The organism is Streptosporangium sp. NPDC053982, from assembly GCF_055585205.1.
This window is the reverse complement of sequence record NZ_JBVJKQ010000020.1, coordinates 93429-108330: the sequence shown is the minus strand read 5'-3', so window position 1 is coordinate 108330 and position 14902 is coordinate 93429. Positions and strand designations below refer to the sequence as shown.

Here is a 14902-nt window from a genome sequence, read left to right as displayed (position 1 = left end):
CGCAGGTCAACGAAGGCGCATGTGCATGTGCAACGATCATCCGGCGGTGCTTTCCGACATTTGTCCAAAGTGCCGGACAATGGAACGGTGCTGCAGGAGACCATCGACGAGATCGCCGCCCGGCTGGGCGCTTCGGCCACGCTGGAGGACCGCTCCTTCCAGCTCCTCGCCTACGGCGCCCAGAGCGGCGACATCGACGAGGTGCGCCAGGAGTCGATCCTGCGCCGCCGCGCGACCCCCGAGGTGCGGGCCTACTTCGAGGGGTACGGCATCGCCGCGGCGCGCGGCCCGGTCCGCATCCCCGCCGACGCCGCGCTGGGCGTGCTCGGCCGGGTGTGCGTGCCGCTGCGCCACAACGACGTCACCTACGGGTACCTGTGGCTGCTCGACGACGGCACGCTCGGCGACGCCGCGCTCGCGTCGGTGGCGCCTCTGGTGGCCCGGGCCGCCGCGATACTCGCCCAGGAGGCCCGCCGCCGCCAGGACCTCGGCGGGAACCTGCGGGAGCTGTTCTCCTCCGACGCCGAGGAACGCTCCTGGGCGCTGTCCCGGCTCGACCTGCCCGGCCCGGTGGCGGCGATCGCCGTCCGCGGCTCGCTGGACCGGGTGGCCGCGCTGTGGGCTCTGCCGCGCACCGTGCTCGCCGACCCCGGCGTGATCGGCGAGGGCGAGTCCCTGGTCGCCCTCCTCGCCCCGGCCGGCCAGGCCCGGGAGACCGCCCAGCGGGTCCAGGCGATGTACGGCACGGCCGCCGGGGTCGGCGGCGCCCGCGGCGAGCCGGCCCAGGCGTGGCGGAGCTGGCGGGAGGCCGTCAGCGCGCTGAAGGTGGCCGACCGGGTGCCGGGCCTCGCGCCCGTCGCGTCCTGGCCCGACCTCGGGGTCTACCGGACGCTCGCCCGCCTGCCCCGGGAGGCTCTGCGGGAGCTGGCCGAGGAGACCGTGGCGCTGGCCCGCGATCCGGAGGTGGCCAGGACGGTGGAGGAGTACCTCGACCGCGCGGGACACGTCCAGCAGACCGCGGCCGCGCTCGGCGTGCACCGCCAGACGCTCTACTACCGGCTCGCCAAGGCCGGGCGGCTCACCGGCCGCGACCTCGACGACGGCGCGGACCGGCTGCTGGTCCACCTCTCCCTCAAGGCGGCCCGCCTGCTCTGAGCCTCACCCCGCCTGGAGCCCCGCCTGGAGCCCCGCGGCGCCGTACGGACCGGACCGCCGTACGGACCGGACCGCCGTACGGACCGGACCGGCATGCGGAGCGGACCGGCCGGGCGGGGGCGCGGAGCAAAAAAACAGGGCCCCGAAGGGCCCTGGATTTCGGGTCCCCCGAAGGGGACCCGGCGGTCGTCCGCCGGCGGCGTCGGCGGACTAGGCGGCCATCGCGTGCCGCGTGGCGAGCAGGCCCTCGTACACCTGGGCGAACTCCTGGGCGATCCGCTCCCACGAGTAGCGCGAGCGGGCCCGGTCGGCGCCGGCGAAGCCGAGCGCGGTGCGGCGGGTGGGGTCGGCGAGCAGCTCCCGGGCGAGCCGGGCCGTCTGCGCCGGACGCTCGGCCGGCACCAGCAGGCCGGTCACGCCGTCGACGACGGAGTCGAGGTGGGCGCCCACCGAGGAGGCGATCACCGGCACCCCGCACGCCATGGACTCCAGCGCCACCGCGCCGCCGGCCGCCTCGCGCGGCAGCGACAGCACCACGTCGGCGCTGCGCATCAGCTTGGCCACCGAGGCGTGCGGCACGTGCCCGAGGAACGTGACGCGGTCCTCCAGCCGCAGCTCCTTGGCCAGCAGCATCAGCCGGTGCGCCTCGGCGTCGTGCTCCAGCTCCGCGGCGGCGGGACCGCCCGCGATGAGCAGCTCGGCCTCCGGGACGCCCTCCAGGGCGCGCAGCGCGGTGTGGGCGCCCTGGCCCGGGGCCAGTGAGCCGACGTGCAGCAGGCGCGGCCGGTTGGCGCGGGCCGCGGCCGGGCCCTGGCGGCGGAAGCGCTCGACGTCGACGCCGCAGGGGATCACCGAGATCGCGTTGCGCGGCACGCCCAGCCGGATCATCTCGGACTCCTCGTCGCCGCAGCCGGCGACCACCGCGGCGGCCCGGCGGGCGATCGCGCGCTGCACGCGGACCTTCTTGGCGTCACGGGTGCGGCGGGCGCCGAAGCTCTGCACGAGCGGCACGTCGAGGCCGTCCGCGCCGGCGATGGCGGCCAGCCCGCCGATCCAGGAGCGGGCGTGGACGACGTCGGGGCGCTCCTGGCACCAGCGGCGCGTCAGCTGCTCGCCGAGGCCGGACAGGTGAGGCAGCAGGCCGTCCTCGGGAAGGTCGTGGGCGGGCCCGGCGGAGAGGTTCTCCAGGGTGACGCCGGGGGAGACACGGACGCGGTCCCGGTCGTCCTCGGAGGTCTTGCGGGAGTAGACGGTGACCTTGTGGTCACGGCCGAGCTCGCGGGCGACGGACAGAAGGTGCTCACGCTGCGCGGCGATGTCCGACCGGCTCTGAGAAGGAGACGCGGTGTCGAAGGAGACGAATGCAATATTCATGGCACACCTCTGGGAGGACGTATAGGCGTGGGGAGCCTGTGATTCCTTCAGGGGTGCCTGCGTCTTAGGCACTCATCTGTATGAGAAAAACCATACCCCTTTATCCGCCGAAGGCAAACCCGTCCTGCCGCGAACGGGCCGGTGGGCGGATCACCAGGCTTCCTGACCAGGCGATCCGCCGGCCGGGACGGGATCCGCGCCGGGGAGGCCCGCTCCCGCGGACGACCGCCCGCGGGAGCGGCTCACACCGCGCGCAGGGCCAGAATGACGACCTCGTCCCAGACCCGCCCGCCGGAGAAGGCGTTCCGGTCGTCCTCGATGGCCTTGACCACCGTGGCCGGAGCCTGTGCCGTCGACCGGGCCAGCACGTCGGCCAGGCGGTCCTCGCCGTACGGCTCGCCCTGCTCGTTCTGGGAGGCCACCAGCCCGTCGGAGTAGAAGACCAGGGTCTGGCCCCTGGTGAGGGTGATCTCCTCGCCGAACATCTCCGCCTCGGGGTCGATACCGAGCGGAACCCCGCCGCCGGCGGTGAAACGCACCCCGCCGTCGGGCTGCAGCAGCGCGGCCGGGTGGTGCCCGGCGCTGGCAAGTTTGATCTTGCGGCCCCGGACGAACCCGGCCGCCGCCATCACGAACATGCCGCTGTTCTGCGCGGTCAGCGCCTGGTTCATCTTGCGCAGCGCCTCGGCCGGCTCGGACTCCCAGACGCTGAGCACGCGCAGGCCGTTGCGGACCATGGCGGTGACCGGCGCGGCCTCCTCGCTCTTGCCCACCGCGCCGCCCAGGGCGAAGCCCCAGCCGTCGCGCACCGGGAAGGCGTCGTAGAACTCCGCGCCGACCGAGGAGGAGCCCGCGTGGTAGACCGCCGCGGCCTCGAAACCCGGGATGTCCGGCAGGGCGCGGGGGACCACGCTGGTGCGCAGCGCCTCGGCGGCCTGGAACCGCGTCTGGAAGTTGCGTCGGGCCCGCAGCGCCAGCCCGAGGTGGACGCCGATCTCCTCCATCAGACCGAGGTCGGCCAGCGTGAACGGCTCGCGGTCGCGCAGCCGTACCAGGGTCAGCGCGCCCAGCGCGCCCGCCTCGCCCTGGATCGGCACGATCAGCACCGAGGCGGCGCCCATGACCCGCAGCAGCGGCGGGCCGCCCGGGACCGACCCGAGCAGCGTGTCGTCCTCCAGCATCTCGTGGACCACGCCCGACCCGCCGGTGAGCACGTGGGCGACGGCCGGCGCGGTCAGCGGGTTGAGCCCCTCGACCACGCGGACCAGCTCGGTCACCGGCTTGTCGCTCGGGCCGAGCACGGTGGCCCGCCGGGGCATGCCGTCCCGGACCACGTCGGCGATCACCCAGTCGGCGGCCTCGGCCGCCAGCAGCCGGGCGGCCCGGGTGACGGTCACCGGCTGGCGCAGGCTCTCCTCGTCGAGCAGCAGACGGGTCATCCTGGCCAGCAGCTCCTGGCGGCGGGCGGCGGCCAGCATAAGCGAGGCGTCCGACCGGGCCACCGGACCGGCGGGCGCGCCGGAGACCTGCGTCTCCAGCGGCAGGACCACGATCGCGATCATCGCCTGCGGCTCACCCGGCATCGCCAGCCGGGTCACCGCGAGCTGCACCGTGTGCGCCCGGCCCTGGTGGGCCAGCCGGGTCTGGAACGTCGCGGTCTCGGCTCCGCGCTGCACCGCCGTCAGGTGCGAGCGGAACGCCGCCCGCCGCGAGACGTCCACGAACAGCGGGAAGGAACGGCCGATCAGGTAACCCGCGGGGCTGCCCAGCATCCGGGAGGTCTCCGCGCTGATCCGCCGGACCACCCCGGAGCCGTCCAGCACCACCACGGGGACCGGGAAGGTGCGGAACACCTGCCGCAGCAGCTTCAGCTCGCGCTGCGAGCCGCTCTCCCGCTCCCCGGAGCGGCGGGGCGCCCTGCGCAGCTCGCGCAGGGACGCCTCCAGCAGCTCCCCGGCGGTGTCGAGCTCGGCGAGCGCCGCGTCGAGTGTGGACCGGGGGTCGGCGGGGTAGGCGGACCTCGCCTCACGCAGGGAGGAGACCCTGGTCGTGAGCGCGTTCAGCGCGTGCTCCAGGGCCTGAAGGCCAATGGCGTCGGTCAATGCTCGTCCTCGTCAGCGGCCGTGAGGCGGGTTTCGTCGTAGACGGTACGCCACCCGGTGGGCCGAATCGATGCGCGGTCGGATAGTGGTTAAGTTAGCGACATCGGGAAGGGAATTCGCGCCATGGACATGGTCACACCTGTCCTCGCCCGAGACCTCGCGGCCCTGGGCAGGGTGAACGAGGAGACATCGAGCGAGAGCGTGCTACGAGGCCTGACCGCGACCCTGGCGGGCGGGGTGCCCGGCTGCGCGGGCGGTTCCGCCGAGCTGTGGCGCCAGGAACGCCTCGTGGTGTCGGCCTCGCACAGTGAGCTCGTCGTGCTCGTCGACAGCGAGGGCGACCTGGGGGAGGGGCCCTCCGCCGAGGCCCGCGCGACCGGCCGCCACGTGATCGTCCAGGACGTCCTGCGCGACCCCCGGTGGCCCGCCTACACCGGCATGGCGGTCCGTTTCGGGGTCCGCTCGATCCTGGCCCTGCCGATCACCGTCGAGCGCGCCGTCCTCGTCCTCGGCCTGTACGGCGTGCGGCCCGGGGCGTTCGCGGCCCGTAACGTCCCGCCGCTGGCCGACATGCTCGCCGAGCAGGTCAGCGTGGCCCTGGCCAACATGTGGGACTACGACGAGGTCCGCACCGACGCCGCCCAGATGCAGGAGGCGCTGGCCGGCCGGGCGATCATCGACCAGGCCAAGGGCATCATCATGAAGTCCAGCGGGTGCTCGGCCGAGGCGGCCTTCGACGAGCTGCGCCGGGTCTCCCAGCACCACCAGGTGAAGGTGGTGGACCTGGCCCGGCTGCTGGTCGACGAGCACCAGCGCAACCAGCGTAACCGCCGCGAGGAGAGCCCCGAGGAGGCCGGCTGAGGCCGGGCGCGGCTCCGGCCGCGCCCGGCCTCAGCCGAAGGCGGCGAGCGCGTCGTCGATCGTGTCGTAGAGCGGCAGCCGCTGGGCCAGCCCGGTGATCCACATCACCTTGGTCTTGGCGTACTCCACCCCGATGAGCGCGAACTTCCCGCCCGCACCGGTGCTGAGCTGCCAGTGGTGGACGATCAGGCCCAGCGCCCGGGAGTCCATGAAGGTCACTCCCGCCAGGTCCAGCGCCATGTCCGGGCCGTGCTCTCCGAACTCGGCCGCCAAATAGTCGGCGAACTGGTCCCTGGTCGTCGCGTCCAGCAGGCCCGTCACCCGGATCACGTTGACCCCGTCGACCAGCGCCGACGTCAGAGTCAGGGCTGACGCTCTCTCGCCGTTCTCCGACACCGTCACTCAGGTCCTCCTCGACATTCGATTAGCAACCTTACTGTTACCTGCGAGCGAGCAATACTCCCGGAATCGGGGTAATACTAGAACCGAGGTCCAGCAGAGGGCCTCGCCTCGAAGACAGGTCGAGGCGATGCCGTCTGCCCGGATACTGCTCCGCGCCGATGGCTTCGCCCGGCAGTTATACCAAGGAGCAGCGATGTCTGTTCAGGCCCTCGAAATCACCGACATGACCGCCGAGGATCTCCTCGCCGAGATGTCCGCCCCCGAGATCTCCGAGTACCGCGCCGAGCGTCTGCGCGAGCGCCTCGTCGAGATGCACCGGCCGCTCGCCATGGAGATCGCCCGCCGCTACCGCTACCGCGGCGAGCCGATGGAGGACCTCCTCCAGGCCGCCTACGTCGGGCTCATGAAGGCCATCAACGGCTTCGACGCCACCCTCGGCCACCCCTTCCGCGGCTACGCCGTGGTCACCATGACCGGTGAGGTCAAGCGCCACTTCCGCGACCGCACCTGGGCGATCCGGGTCCCCCGCGTCTACCAGGAGCGCCGGGCCGAGCTGAACCGGCTCGTCGCCGACCTCAGCCAGGACCTCGGCCGCGCCCCGACGGTCGCCGAGCTGGCCGCCAAGATGAAGATCTCCGAAGAGGACGTCCTGCTGACTCTGGACGCCTCCGCCGCCTACAGCGCCCTGTCGCTCGACGCCCCCCTCGGCTCCGACGACGACGCGGCCGCGCTGGGCGACGTCATCCCCGACGAGGACGACGCCATGGGCGCGCTCGTGGACCGCGAGGCCGTCAAGCCGCTGATCGACAAGCTGCCGGCCCGGGAGAAGAACATCCTGCTTCTGCGCTTCTTCGGTAACATGACCCAGGCCGAGATCGCGGCGGAGTTCGGTATCTCCCAGATGCACGTTTCCCGTATCCTGCGGAAGGTGCTCGACCAGCTCCGCGCCGAACTGGTGGCGGAATGCTGAATACACCGGTCCGCATCGGGCACCCAAGTCGGCGACGGCGTGGTGTGGCATAGGGTGCTTCTGGATGATCCCCGGATGCTGAGGACGATCGCGCGCTGGGACAGGGGAGGCGGATCTCGCGTGAACGAGGACGGTGCTCGTCCGGCTCGCTTCATGGCGGGGGACGACCGTTCCCGGCCGCACCCCGGCAACGTCCCCGCGGCCGAGCTCGCCTTCTGCCTGCCGGACCTCCCCGACGTGCGCGACTTCGCCGCCGCCCACGCGCTGCGCGGCGGGATGCGCGAGGAGAACCTGCCCGACTTCCTGGTGGCGGTGAACGAGGTCGCCACCAACGCCGTGACCCACGGCCACACCACGGCCAAGGCCGTGCTGAGGATATGGACCACCGGTGGCGCCCTCGTCGTGGAGATCCACGACGAGGGCCGGTGGTTCCCCGCCGAGCCCCCCGGTCAGACGCCCCCCGGCCCGCACGCCACCAGTGGCATGGGGCTGTGGGTGGCCCGGATGGTCAGCTCGGACATGCAGTTCAGGACAGGGGTCGCGGGAACGTTCATTACCATGACCTTCCCGATTTGAGAGGTTTTTCCGGGTACAAGCCGGTTTATGACTGAAGCTCCCCGCATTCTGATCGTCGGCGGCGGATATGTCGGCCTGAACACCGCCCTGCGTCTGCAGCGCAAGCTTCGTCGCGGCGAGGCCCGGATCGCGGTCCTGGACATCGACTCCTACATGACCTACCAGCCCTTCCTGCCGGAGGCGGCGGCCGGGAACATCGAACCGCGTCACGTCGTCGTCTCCCTGCGCCGGGCCCTGGACAGGTGCGCGATCGCCAACGGCACGGTGATCGGCGTCGACCCCGTGAACCGCGCCGTCGACCTCCGCCCCCAGCTCGGGCCGGTCCGCGTCATGGAGTACGACATCCTCGTCTACGCGCCGGGGTCGATCTCGCGGCTGCTGCCCATCCCCGGCCTCGCCGAGTGCGGAATCGGCTTCAAAAGCCTGGAAGAGGCCATCCACCTGCGCAACCACGTCCTCGGCCAGCTCGACCTGGCCGAGTCGACCAGCGACCCCGAGATCCGCGACAGGGCCCTGACCTTCGTCTTCGTCGGCGGGGGATACGCCGGCGTCGAGGCGCTCGCCGAGCTGGAGGACATGGCCCGGTACGCCTGCCGCTACTACCGGACGATCCAGCGCGGCGACATGCACTGGATGCTGGTGGAGGCCACCGGGCGCATACTGCCCGAGGTCGGCCCCGAGATGGGGCTCTGGACGCTGCAGGAGCTCCGCGCCCGCGGCATCGACGCGCGGATGGAGACGCTGATGAAGTCCGCCGAGGGCGGCCACATCGTGCTCAGCGACGGCACCGAGCTCGACTCCGACACCCTGGTCTGGACCGCGGGGGTCAAGCCGAACCCCCTCAACCAGTCCAGCGGCCTGCCGCTCGACGAGCGGGGCAGGATCAGGGCGAGCGCGGAGCTGGTCGTCGAGGACCACGACGAGGTCTTCACCGCCGGGGACTGCGCCGCCGTACCCGACCTCACCAAGCCGGGGGAGATGTGCGCCCCCAACGCCCAGAACGCCGTACGGCAGGCGCACACGCTGGCCGACAACGTGGTGGCCACGCTCAGGGGCAGACCGCTGAAGGCCTACCGGCACGCCTACGCCGGCTCGGTGGCCGGCCTGGGGTTCGGCAAGGGGGTCGCGCAGATCTACGGTCACAAGCTGCACGGGCTGCCCGCCTGGTTCATGCACCGGACCTACCACCTCTGCCGGGTGCCGACCTTCAACAAGAAGGTCCGCGTCCTGGTCGACTGGACCCTCGCGATCCCGTTCCGGCGGGAGATCGTCTCGCTCGGCGCGCTGAGCCATCCGCGTGAGGAGTTCGAACGGGCCGCCCGGTCCGGCCCGCGCTGAGCCGCCGGAAGAGGGCCGTCAGGACATCGGCGCCTCCACCCGGTGATGGAACCGGAGGACTTCCGCCTGTCCGGCTGGGCCCGGGCGAGGCGGCCCGCCAACCGGTCGTACTCTCGCGTTCCGGTCCCCTCACCGGTCATCCGTTTTCCCGAGGGCGTGGCCGGCGTTCCCGATCCCGCGCTCTTTGACGGGCCGGAGCCGCGATCTGCGCGCACGGTGGATTCCGCGCAGCCCGGCATTCTCCACGGGAATGGGAGCATGGCCGTTGAGCGGAGCGCTGATCCGGGTGCCTGTCTGACTACGTGAGCGGAGCGAAGAAGGCATGATGCGGGGCCTCGACGACATCGACTGGGAAACGCTCAGCACCAGCCCGGGCACGGCGGCGGAGGAACTGCCGTCGCTGCTGCGGGCGATCGCCGCCGGCGAGGAGGCCGGGGAGGCGTTCAGCCAGATCGAATTCCTGCTGTTCAACAGCGAGGACGGGGTGCACTCGGCGTCCTCGGCGGCGTTGCCGTTCCTGGTGACGCTGGCCGAGGACATCCGGGTGACCGTGCGGGCGGACATCCTGCGACTGGTCGGGGAGCACGCCACCAATGCCGTTCACGCGGTGCACGAGGACGTCGATCCCGGCTGGGCCCCGGCCTGGGACGCTGCGGTGCCCCGTCTGCTGGCGCTGCTGGACGATCCGGATCCGGCGGTGCGGAGGGCGTTGACGGAACCGCTGTCCGCCGCCGTCACCTTCGCCGACCTGGTCGCGCCCGCCCTGCGCCGGCGCTGGGCGGCGGAGCAGGACCGTGCCGTGCGGCTCTCGTCCGTCATCGCCGTCGGTTTCCTCACCCCCGGCTGCACCGTCGGCGTCCTGATCGACAGTCTGGCCTGGTTGCGCGGGCTGTGCTCCGACGCCGACGCGCAGGTCCGGCTGGCCGCCACGGTGGTCTTGTCGCGGGTCGTACGGGGGCAGCGGCTCGGCGCGGACCTGGCGACGCTGCTGGACGCCCTGGGCGAGGCCGACCTGCGGGTGTGGCAGGACGTGCCGTGGATCGGGGCGCTCCCGCAGAATCCCGGGGTCGATCTCGCCGCCTTCGTCGGCGACATCGCGGCGCGGGTGGTCCTGCGGGCCGATGCGCTGCTGGGCGAGGACCTGCCGGCCCGGACCGAGCTGTGCCTCTCGCTCATGACGCATCGCGACGCCGGCCACCGGGAGGGCGCGGTGCGCGCCGCCGCCGAGGTTCTGTGCACCTGGCGTTCCCCGGCGGAGCGGCTGCTGCCCGCCCTCGCCGGCCGTACCACGGACGAGGTGGCCAAGGTGCGGGCCTACGCCACCCACGTGCTGGCCGCGATGAGCCGCGCGCCCACGGGCGACGCGCCGGTGTACGGCGGCGCCGACCTCCTCGCCGCCCGGCTGGAAGACGACCGGCCGGTCTGGCCCCTGTACCGGTTGTGCGTCGCCGACATCGCCGCGTGGGGCCTGGTCTGGCTGAGCGACCGGCGCGGCCTGCCCCGACTCGTCGAACGGATCGAGGCCGACGACGACGGATATGCCGGCGTGGACGACGGCTCCTGGTACAGCGGGTGGCCGCCGCGGCTGCGCCATGTGCTGGGCCCCGTACCCCAGTTCGCGGACGACCTGCTGCCGGTGATCCGCGCCCGTCTCACCGACGAAGCGGGCAGGAGAGAGACGGTCACCTACACACAGGTGCTCGCAGAGTGGGGTGGCGTGGCCGCACCCGCGGTGCCCGAGCTGGTCGCGCTGCTGGACACCGACGCCCAGTTGCCCGCGGCCGAGGCGCTCGGCCGGATCGGCCCGGCCGCCGCGGAGGCGGTCCCGGTGATCGAGCGCTTCATACGGCGGCCGCGGGAGTTCAAGGGCTACCAGGACCGGCTCCGTGCCAGGGCGGTCCTGCCCTGGGCCCGCCAGCGGATCACCGGGGAGCCGGGAACCGCCGATGTGCCCTTCGAGGAGATCACTCACTCGCGGCTCTGGCCCTTCGTGGCCGAGCTGGGCGGGGAAGCCGAAGCCGCTCATCTGCGGGTCCTGCTCGACCACCGGGACCCCGAGGTCCGAGTCGATGCCGCGTACGCGCTGTTCCGCCTCACCGGCGACTACGACGCCGTCCGCTGGACGTTGTGGATGTCGGCCCGCGAGGAGAGAACCTCCCTACGATGGACGGCTCTGCGGTACTTGGCGGAGATGGGGCGGCCCGTCTCATACGACGGGGGCTGGATTCGCCGCGAGATCCTCGACGAGGAGCGGCTGCACCACCACACACCGATGGGCTGGCGCGCGTTCGCCGAGGACCGCGAGCTGCGGGTGCTGGCCGCCCGGCTGCTCGGCGAGGGGTCGCCTCAGTGATCAGGTGATGCTTGCTGCCGGGAGGAAGGGGGCGCCGTCCCGTGCGGACGGCGCCCCCCCTTCCGCGGCCCTGCGGGACCCGCTCAGTGCCGGCGGCGCCAGGCCTGGCCCCATTCCCCCGGCGTCCCCACATCCGCCTTGTGCAGCGCGAGGAGGAGCAGCGCCAGCACCAGGAAGGCCGGCCCGCCGACCCCGGCGATCCGGCCGTCGGCCAGGTCGAGCAGCAGGCCGAGGACGAACACGACGGCCGCGGCGATCGCGAACATGGTCACCTCGTCCCGGACGCCAGGTTCAGCAGCTGCTCCAGCGTCGCCCGGTAGTCGCGCAGCGCGGTCCGGAGATCCTCGGTGTCGCGCTCGTCGCCGTCCCACCGCTGCCTGAGCGTGGACGTCCTGCGCTCCAGGGCGGTCCGCAGCGAGCCGACGAGCTCCTCCAGGAGGGCGTCGGCTCGGGTGACCGAGTCACGCGGGTCGTCGACGAAACCGACCTGGACCTCCTGCCAGCGCCGCCGGATCTCGTCGGCGTCGTGCTCGAACAGCGGGCCGCCGCCGGTGGGGGAGTGGCCGGTGCCGGGCGCGGGGGAGCGGCCGGCGTCACGCTCGGAGGAGGGACTCCGGGGCGCGGAAGGGGCGCCCTGAGGAGTGGGGGAGGGGGTGCCGTGCCCGGGAAGGGACGCACCCGCCGCACCCGCTGAACCTGCCGAATCGGGTACGCCGTGCGCGGCGGGCACCGGGGAGGGCGCGCCGGCCTCGTCGTGCGCGGCATCGGGCCGGCCGTGCCGTACGGCCTCACCGGCGGGAACCCCGGGCCGGTCGGCGGCCTCCCGGGAGGCGGGCGCGTCACCGGGCCGGTCGGTGATCACCGCGGTCGGGGCGGTGTCGTCGTCGGCCAGGCCGTCGCGGGCGAGGTCTTCACGGCGGCCGGCGACGAGCCGGTCGCCGGGGAGCACGCCGCCCGGGGAGGCGTCCACCGGCTCCGGCCGGGCGGACGCGCCGTCGACGGGCCGCCCCGTCCCGTGCCGGGCGATCTCCTCCTGGGCCGTCTCCTCCCGGGTCTCGCCGGTCCCGTGGACCAGCCGGTCTTTGATCCGTTCGAGTTTCTCGTTCATTCAGGTCACCGTCCCCGGGTCTCGTGGCGGTCGGTCCGGCCGTCGGCGTCCATGTCCGTCCGGTCCGTTCCGCTGTGTGACGCGGTGTGGCCGTCGGGGGTGATGTCCGTCCGGTCCGCTCCGGTGCGTGACGCGGGACGGCCGTCGTGGGTCGCGTCGGCCCGGTCCGTCCCGGTGCGTGACGCGGTGCGGCCGTCGAGGGCCGTGTCGGTCCGGTCCGTTCCGGTGTGCCGTACCGCATGGTCGCCGTCGGGGCTCCCGGTCGAGAGGAGCTCCTCGAACAGGACGCGGTAGTGCACCATCGCCTGGCGCAGCTCCTCGGTGGACGCCTCGGTGCGGGCCGCGCGGTTGCTGATCTCGTGGGCCTGCCGGTAGTGGTCGAGGGTGCGGCCGTGCTCGACCGACAGGTCCGAGAGCCGCTGCTCGAAGTCGTCGGTCGGGTAACCCCGCTCAGCCATCACGGACGTCACCAGGTGGTCGGCCTCGGTCACCGCGAACCCGGGGGCGTCCACGAACCGCTCCTGGACCTCCGTCCACTTCCTGGCGTAGGAGTCCCGCGTGCCCGGGTCGAGCGGCCGGATGTCGAGGGAGCTGAAACGCTGCTCGCGGGCGAGGAGCTCCTGCTCGGCCTCCTGGCGGCTGTCACGCTCGCGCAGGGTGCGATCGTACTCGGGGCCGAACCGGTCCCGGAGCCGGCGCCGGCGCTGCTGCCGTGTCATGAGATAGCCGATTGCGATGATCGCCACCACCGCGACCGCGATGACGACCACCCAGATCACGGTGGACATACCTGCCTCCGGTTGTGTAGCGGTTGTTCTCGTGCGCTGCCCCCGGGGCAGACCTCGAAACCGCTCGGAGATGTCCGTGACTCACCGTCTATGAAGCTTTGTGCGAAGTTCCGGGGAAGCTTTGTCCGGCCCGAGGATTCCACCGGCTCCCCGCGGCTTTCCTCCCGATTCGCCACTCCCGATCCCCGGTCCTTCCGGCGTCACCGGTCCTCCGGTTCCCGACCGTCCCCGGTCCGGTCCTCCGGTTCCCGGCCGTCACCGGTGCCTCCCCGCCGTGCGTCGCCGCCCACGGCTCTCCGTCTCCGGTGCCGCTATCGGCCCTCCAGCCTCTCCGGCCCCTCCTGTCCCTCCGGTCGTTCCATCGTCGCGCGGACCTCGGCCAGCAGCCCTTCGACGAGCGACCGTCCCGGTACGGCGGGCACCTCCGTGAACCCCCGCCCCGGCTCGTAGGCGATGTCCAGTCCACCCGCCACCAGCCGGTCCGCCCAGCGCAGCGCGGTGTTGAGCTTCTCCGCCGGGATCGTCCGTCCCTGCGCCACCGACGACAGGTTCCGCAGGTTCGTCGCCGGGCCGGACTGGCCGTGGGCGCGGTCGAGCTTCCACGGGATCGCGCGGGAGTGGTCGAGCATCGGCTTGGACAGCCCCGCTGCCCGCTTGGCCTGCAGGATCCCGGACTCGCTCACCCCGAACCGGGAGGCCAGCTCCGCGTTGGACAGCCCTTCCGCGACCAGCCTCCGCAGCTCCCGCTGGTCGATCACCGCCTTGCGTCCCACCCGCTCCTCATTTCCCACCCGTTCGCACATGTACGGCGGGCACCGTCGTGTGCGCACGTCCGTCAGATCTGCGCCAAGGTTATGACGTCTCGCCGGAGGGCGCCCGACATCCGGGCATGGCGCAGCCCGGCAGCGCACCTGACGACGGTCTGGAGTTCACACGTCCGATCATGGGTGTGGGCTACATCAGTCCTGCGGCCGTGCCCATCTTGTACTTCTCGTATTTTTTGAGGTTCAGGGCGATGCTGCCCCGTGTGGCCTCCACCGGGATCAGATAGAGGTCCAAGTCACCGTCGACGATGAAGAACATGTCGATCTCTTCGGAGGTGTAGGGCATCAGTGGTCCATTTTTTGTCGGGCCGGGGACTCTGCGTCCGACACGAACCATCCATGATCGGCTTCCGGGATCCCGGTAGGTGGTCGACTTGACTTGGACCCTGCGAAGTCTCCCGTCGATCTCGGCGAGGAAATCGTAGGGCTGGGCGTTGCTGGGGATGGCCGTACTATGACCGCGCAACTCGAACCAGGCGACCGCCAGCGGCTCGGCTGACCTGCGCAGGTTGCTGAGCTGGGCCAAGCCCTGGGAGGGTCTGTCGGGAAGTCGTTCGCTGAGAGGCGCGGTGTCAAGGTCGAGTCGTGCGGCGTGCCGACGCACCGCCGTCCGGTTCTCGCCGTTGTCGGTCAATCCCAGGTGCTTGATGACGTCGGCCCACGACTCCGCTTCGTCGATCGCAGCCCGTAACTGTTTCTCGCTCCATCGGCGTTGACCGGTGAAGTGGCTCGTGTCCAGTCTCAGTTCCTCGGCGCGACGCTGCATGCCGCGCACGACGCCGGCCGAGGACTCGTTGCGGCCCATGGCACGGAGTACCCCACGCCATGATCGGGACTGGGCTACGGCGGTGCGGAGTTCTTCATCCGTCCACGTCGTGCGGGCGGCGAGAGGGGAGATCGTCACAGGCGGAGACGATAAAAGGCCCGAGTCCTGATCTCCAGGACTCGGGCCTCATTCGGTGTGTCGGGGTATCCGGATTTGAACCGAAGACCTCCTGACCCCCAGTCAGGCGCCCTACCAAGCTGGGCCATACCCCGTTGCCTCTGAGGT

The 14902-nt window shown here is 72.1% G+C and carries 14 protein-coding genes and 1 tRNA gene; 6 read left to right on the top strand and 9 right to left on the bottom strand.

Annotated elements, in window-relative coordinates; genetic code table 11:
* Nucleotides 1-87 precede the first annotated feature (87 nt).
* Nucleotides 88-1155 (top strand): PucR family transcriptional regulator, encoded by a 1068-nt coding sequence (locus tag ACZ6W9_RS32165; protein ID WP_470121118.1) that lies wholly within the window; start codon nucleotides 88-90, stop codon nucleotides 1153-1155.
* 210 nt (nucleotides 1156-1365) lie between these two features.
* On the opposite strand, the gene ACZ6W9_RS32160 is transcribed toward ACZ6W9_RS32165, so the two are convergent.
* Together ACZ6W9_RS32160 and ACZ6W9_RS32155 are read right to left on the bottom strand one after the other, a co-directional pair.
* Nucleotides 1366-2529, bottom strand: a complete 1164-nt coding sequence (locus tag ACZ6W9_RS32160) for a glycosyltransferase (protein WP_389967345.1) — start codon at nucleotides 2527-2529, stop codon at nucleotides 1366-1368.
* A 242-nt stretch (nucleotides 2530-2771) separates the two neighbouring features.
* On the bottom strand, nucleotides 2772-4631 hold the full coding sequence (locus ACZ6W9_RS32155; RefSeq protein WP_389967348.1) for a SpoIIE family protein phosphatase: 1860 nt from the start codon (nucleotides 4629-4631) through the stop codon (nucleotides 2772-2774).
* 129 nt (nucleotides 4632-4760) lie between these two features.
* Here ACZ6W9_RS32155 and ACZ6W9_RS32150 point away from each other — a divergent pair, with 129 nt between their 5' ends.
* Nucleotides 4761-5492 (top strand): ANTAR domain-containing response regulator, encoded by a 732-nt coding sequence (locus tag ACZ6W9_RS32150; RefSeq protein WP_470121116.1) that lies wholly within the window; start codon nucleotides 4761-4763, stop codon nucleotides 5490-5492.
* 30 nt (nucleotides 5493-5522) lie between these two features.
* Here ACZ6W9_RS32150 and ACZ6W9_RS32145 read toward each other — a convergent pair whose 3' ends face one another.
* The gene (locus ACZ6W9_RS32145; protein ID WP_389967354.1) at nucleotides 5523-5894 is read right to left on the bottom strand and encodes an STAS domain-containing protein; all 372 of its coding nucleotides are present in this window, start codon (nucleotides 5892-5894) and stop codon (nucleotides 5523-5525) included.
* Between the two features lie 193 nt (nucleotides 5895-6087).
* On the opposite strand from ACZ6W9_RS32145, the gene ACZ6W9_RS32140 reads away from it, so the two are divergent.
* The 4 genes from ACZ6W9_RS32140 to ACZ6W9_RS32125 all read left to right on the top strand — a co-directional run bounded on the left by ACZ6W9_RS32140 (nucleotide 6088) and on the right by ACZ6W9_RS32125 (nucleotide 11131).
* Complete coding sequence (locus tag ACZ6W9_RS32140; RefSeq protein ID WP_362940061.1) at nucleotides 6088-6864, top strand: SigB/SigF/SigG family RNA polymerase sigma factor; 777 nt, start codon at nucleotides 6088-6090, stop codon at nucleotides 6862-6864.
* A 120-nt stretch (nucleotides 6865-6984) separates the two neighbouring features.
* Entirely contained in the window at nucleotides 6985-7440 is a 456-nt protein-coding gene (locus ACZ6W9_RS32135) for an ATP-binding protein (RefSeq protein ID WP_470121113.1), read from the top strand.
* Nucleotides 7441-7467: 27 nt separating this feature from the next.
* Nucleotides 7468-8778, top strand: a complete 1311-nt coding sequence (locus ACZ6W9_RS32130) for an NAD(P)/FAD-dependent oxidoreductase (protein WP_389967361.1) — start codon at nucleotides 7468-7470, stop codon at nucleotides 8776-8778.
* Nucleotides 8779-9103: 325 nt separating this feature from the next.
* Nucleotides 9104-11131, top strand: coding sequence for a hypothetical protein (locus tag ACZ6W9_RS32125; RefSeq protein ID WP_470121111.1), 2028 nt, complete (start codon nucleotides 9104-9106; stop codon nucleotides 11129-11131).
* An 83-nt stretch (nucleotides 11132-11214) separates the two neighbouring features.
* On the opposite strand, the gene ACZ6W9_RS32120 is transcribed toward ACZ6W9_RS32125, so the two are convergent.
* From ACZ6W9_RS32120 to ACZ6W9_RS32095, 6 genes are all read right to left on the bottom strand, one after another.
* A complete protein-coding gene (locus ACZ6W9_RS32120; protein ID WP_389967367.1) occupies nucleotides 11215-11397 on the bottom strand; it encodes a hypothetical protein in 183 nt (60 codons plus the stop codon).
* 2 nt (nucleotides 11398-11399) lie between these two features.
* Entirely contained in the window at nucleotides 11400-12239 is an 840-nt protein-coding gene (locus ACZ6W9_RS32115) for a hypothetical protein (RefSeq protein WP_389967370.1), read from the bottom strand.
* A gap of 5 nt (nucleotides 12240-12244) precedes the next feature.
* A complete protein-coding gene (locus ACZ6W9_RS32110) occupies nucleotides 12245-13027 on the bottom strand; it encodes a hypothetical protein (RefSeq protein ID WP_470121108.1) in 783 nt (260 codons plus the stop codon).
* Between the two features lie 311 nt (nucleotides 13028-13338).
* The gene (locus ACZ6W9_RS32105; protein WP_389967376.1) at nucleotides 13339-13800 is read right to left on the bottom strand and encodes a hypothetical protein; all 462 of its coding nucleotides are present in this window, start codon (nucleotides 13798-13800) and stop codon (nucleotides 13339-13341) included.
* A gap of 181 nt (nucleotides 13801-13981) precedes the next feature.
* The gene (locus ACZ6W9_RS32100) at nucleotides 13982-14755 is read right to left on the bottom strand and encodes a group I intron-associated PD-(D/E)XK endonuclease (RefSeq protein ID WP_389967379.1); all 774 of its coding nucleotides are present in this window, start codon (nucleotides 14753-14755) and stop codon (nucleotides 13982-13984) included.
* A 60-nt stretch (nucleotides 14756-14815) separates the two neighbouring features.
* Nucleotides 14816-14889, bottom strand: a tRNA-Pro gene (locus ACZ6W9_RS32095).
* Between the last annotated feature and the right edge of the window lie 13 nt (nucleotides 14890-14902).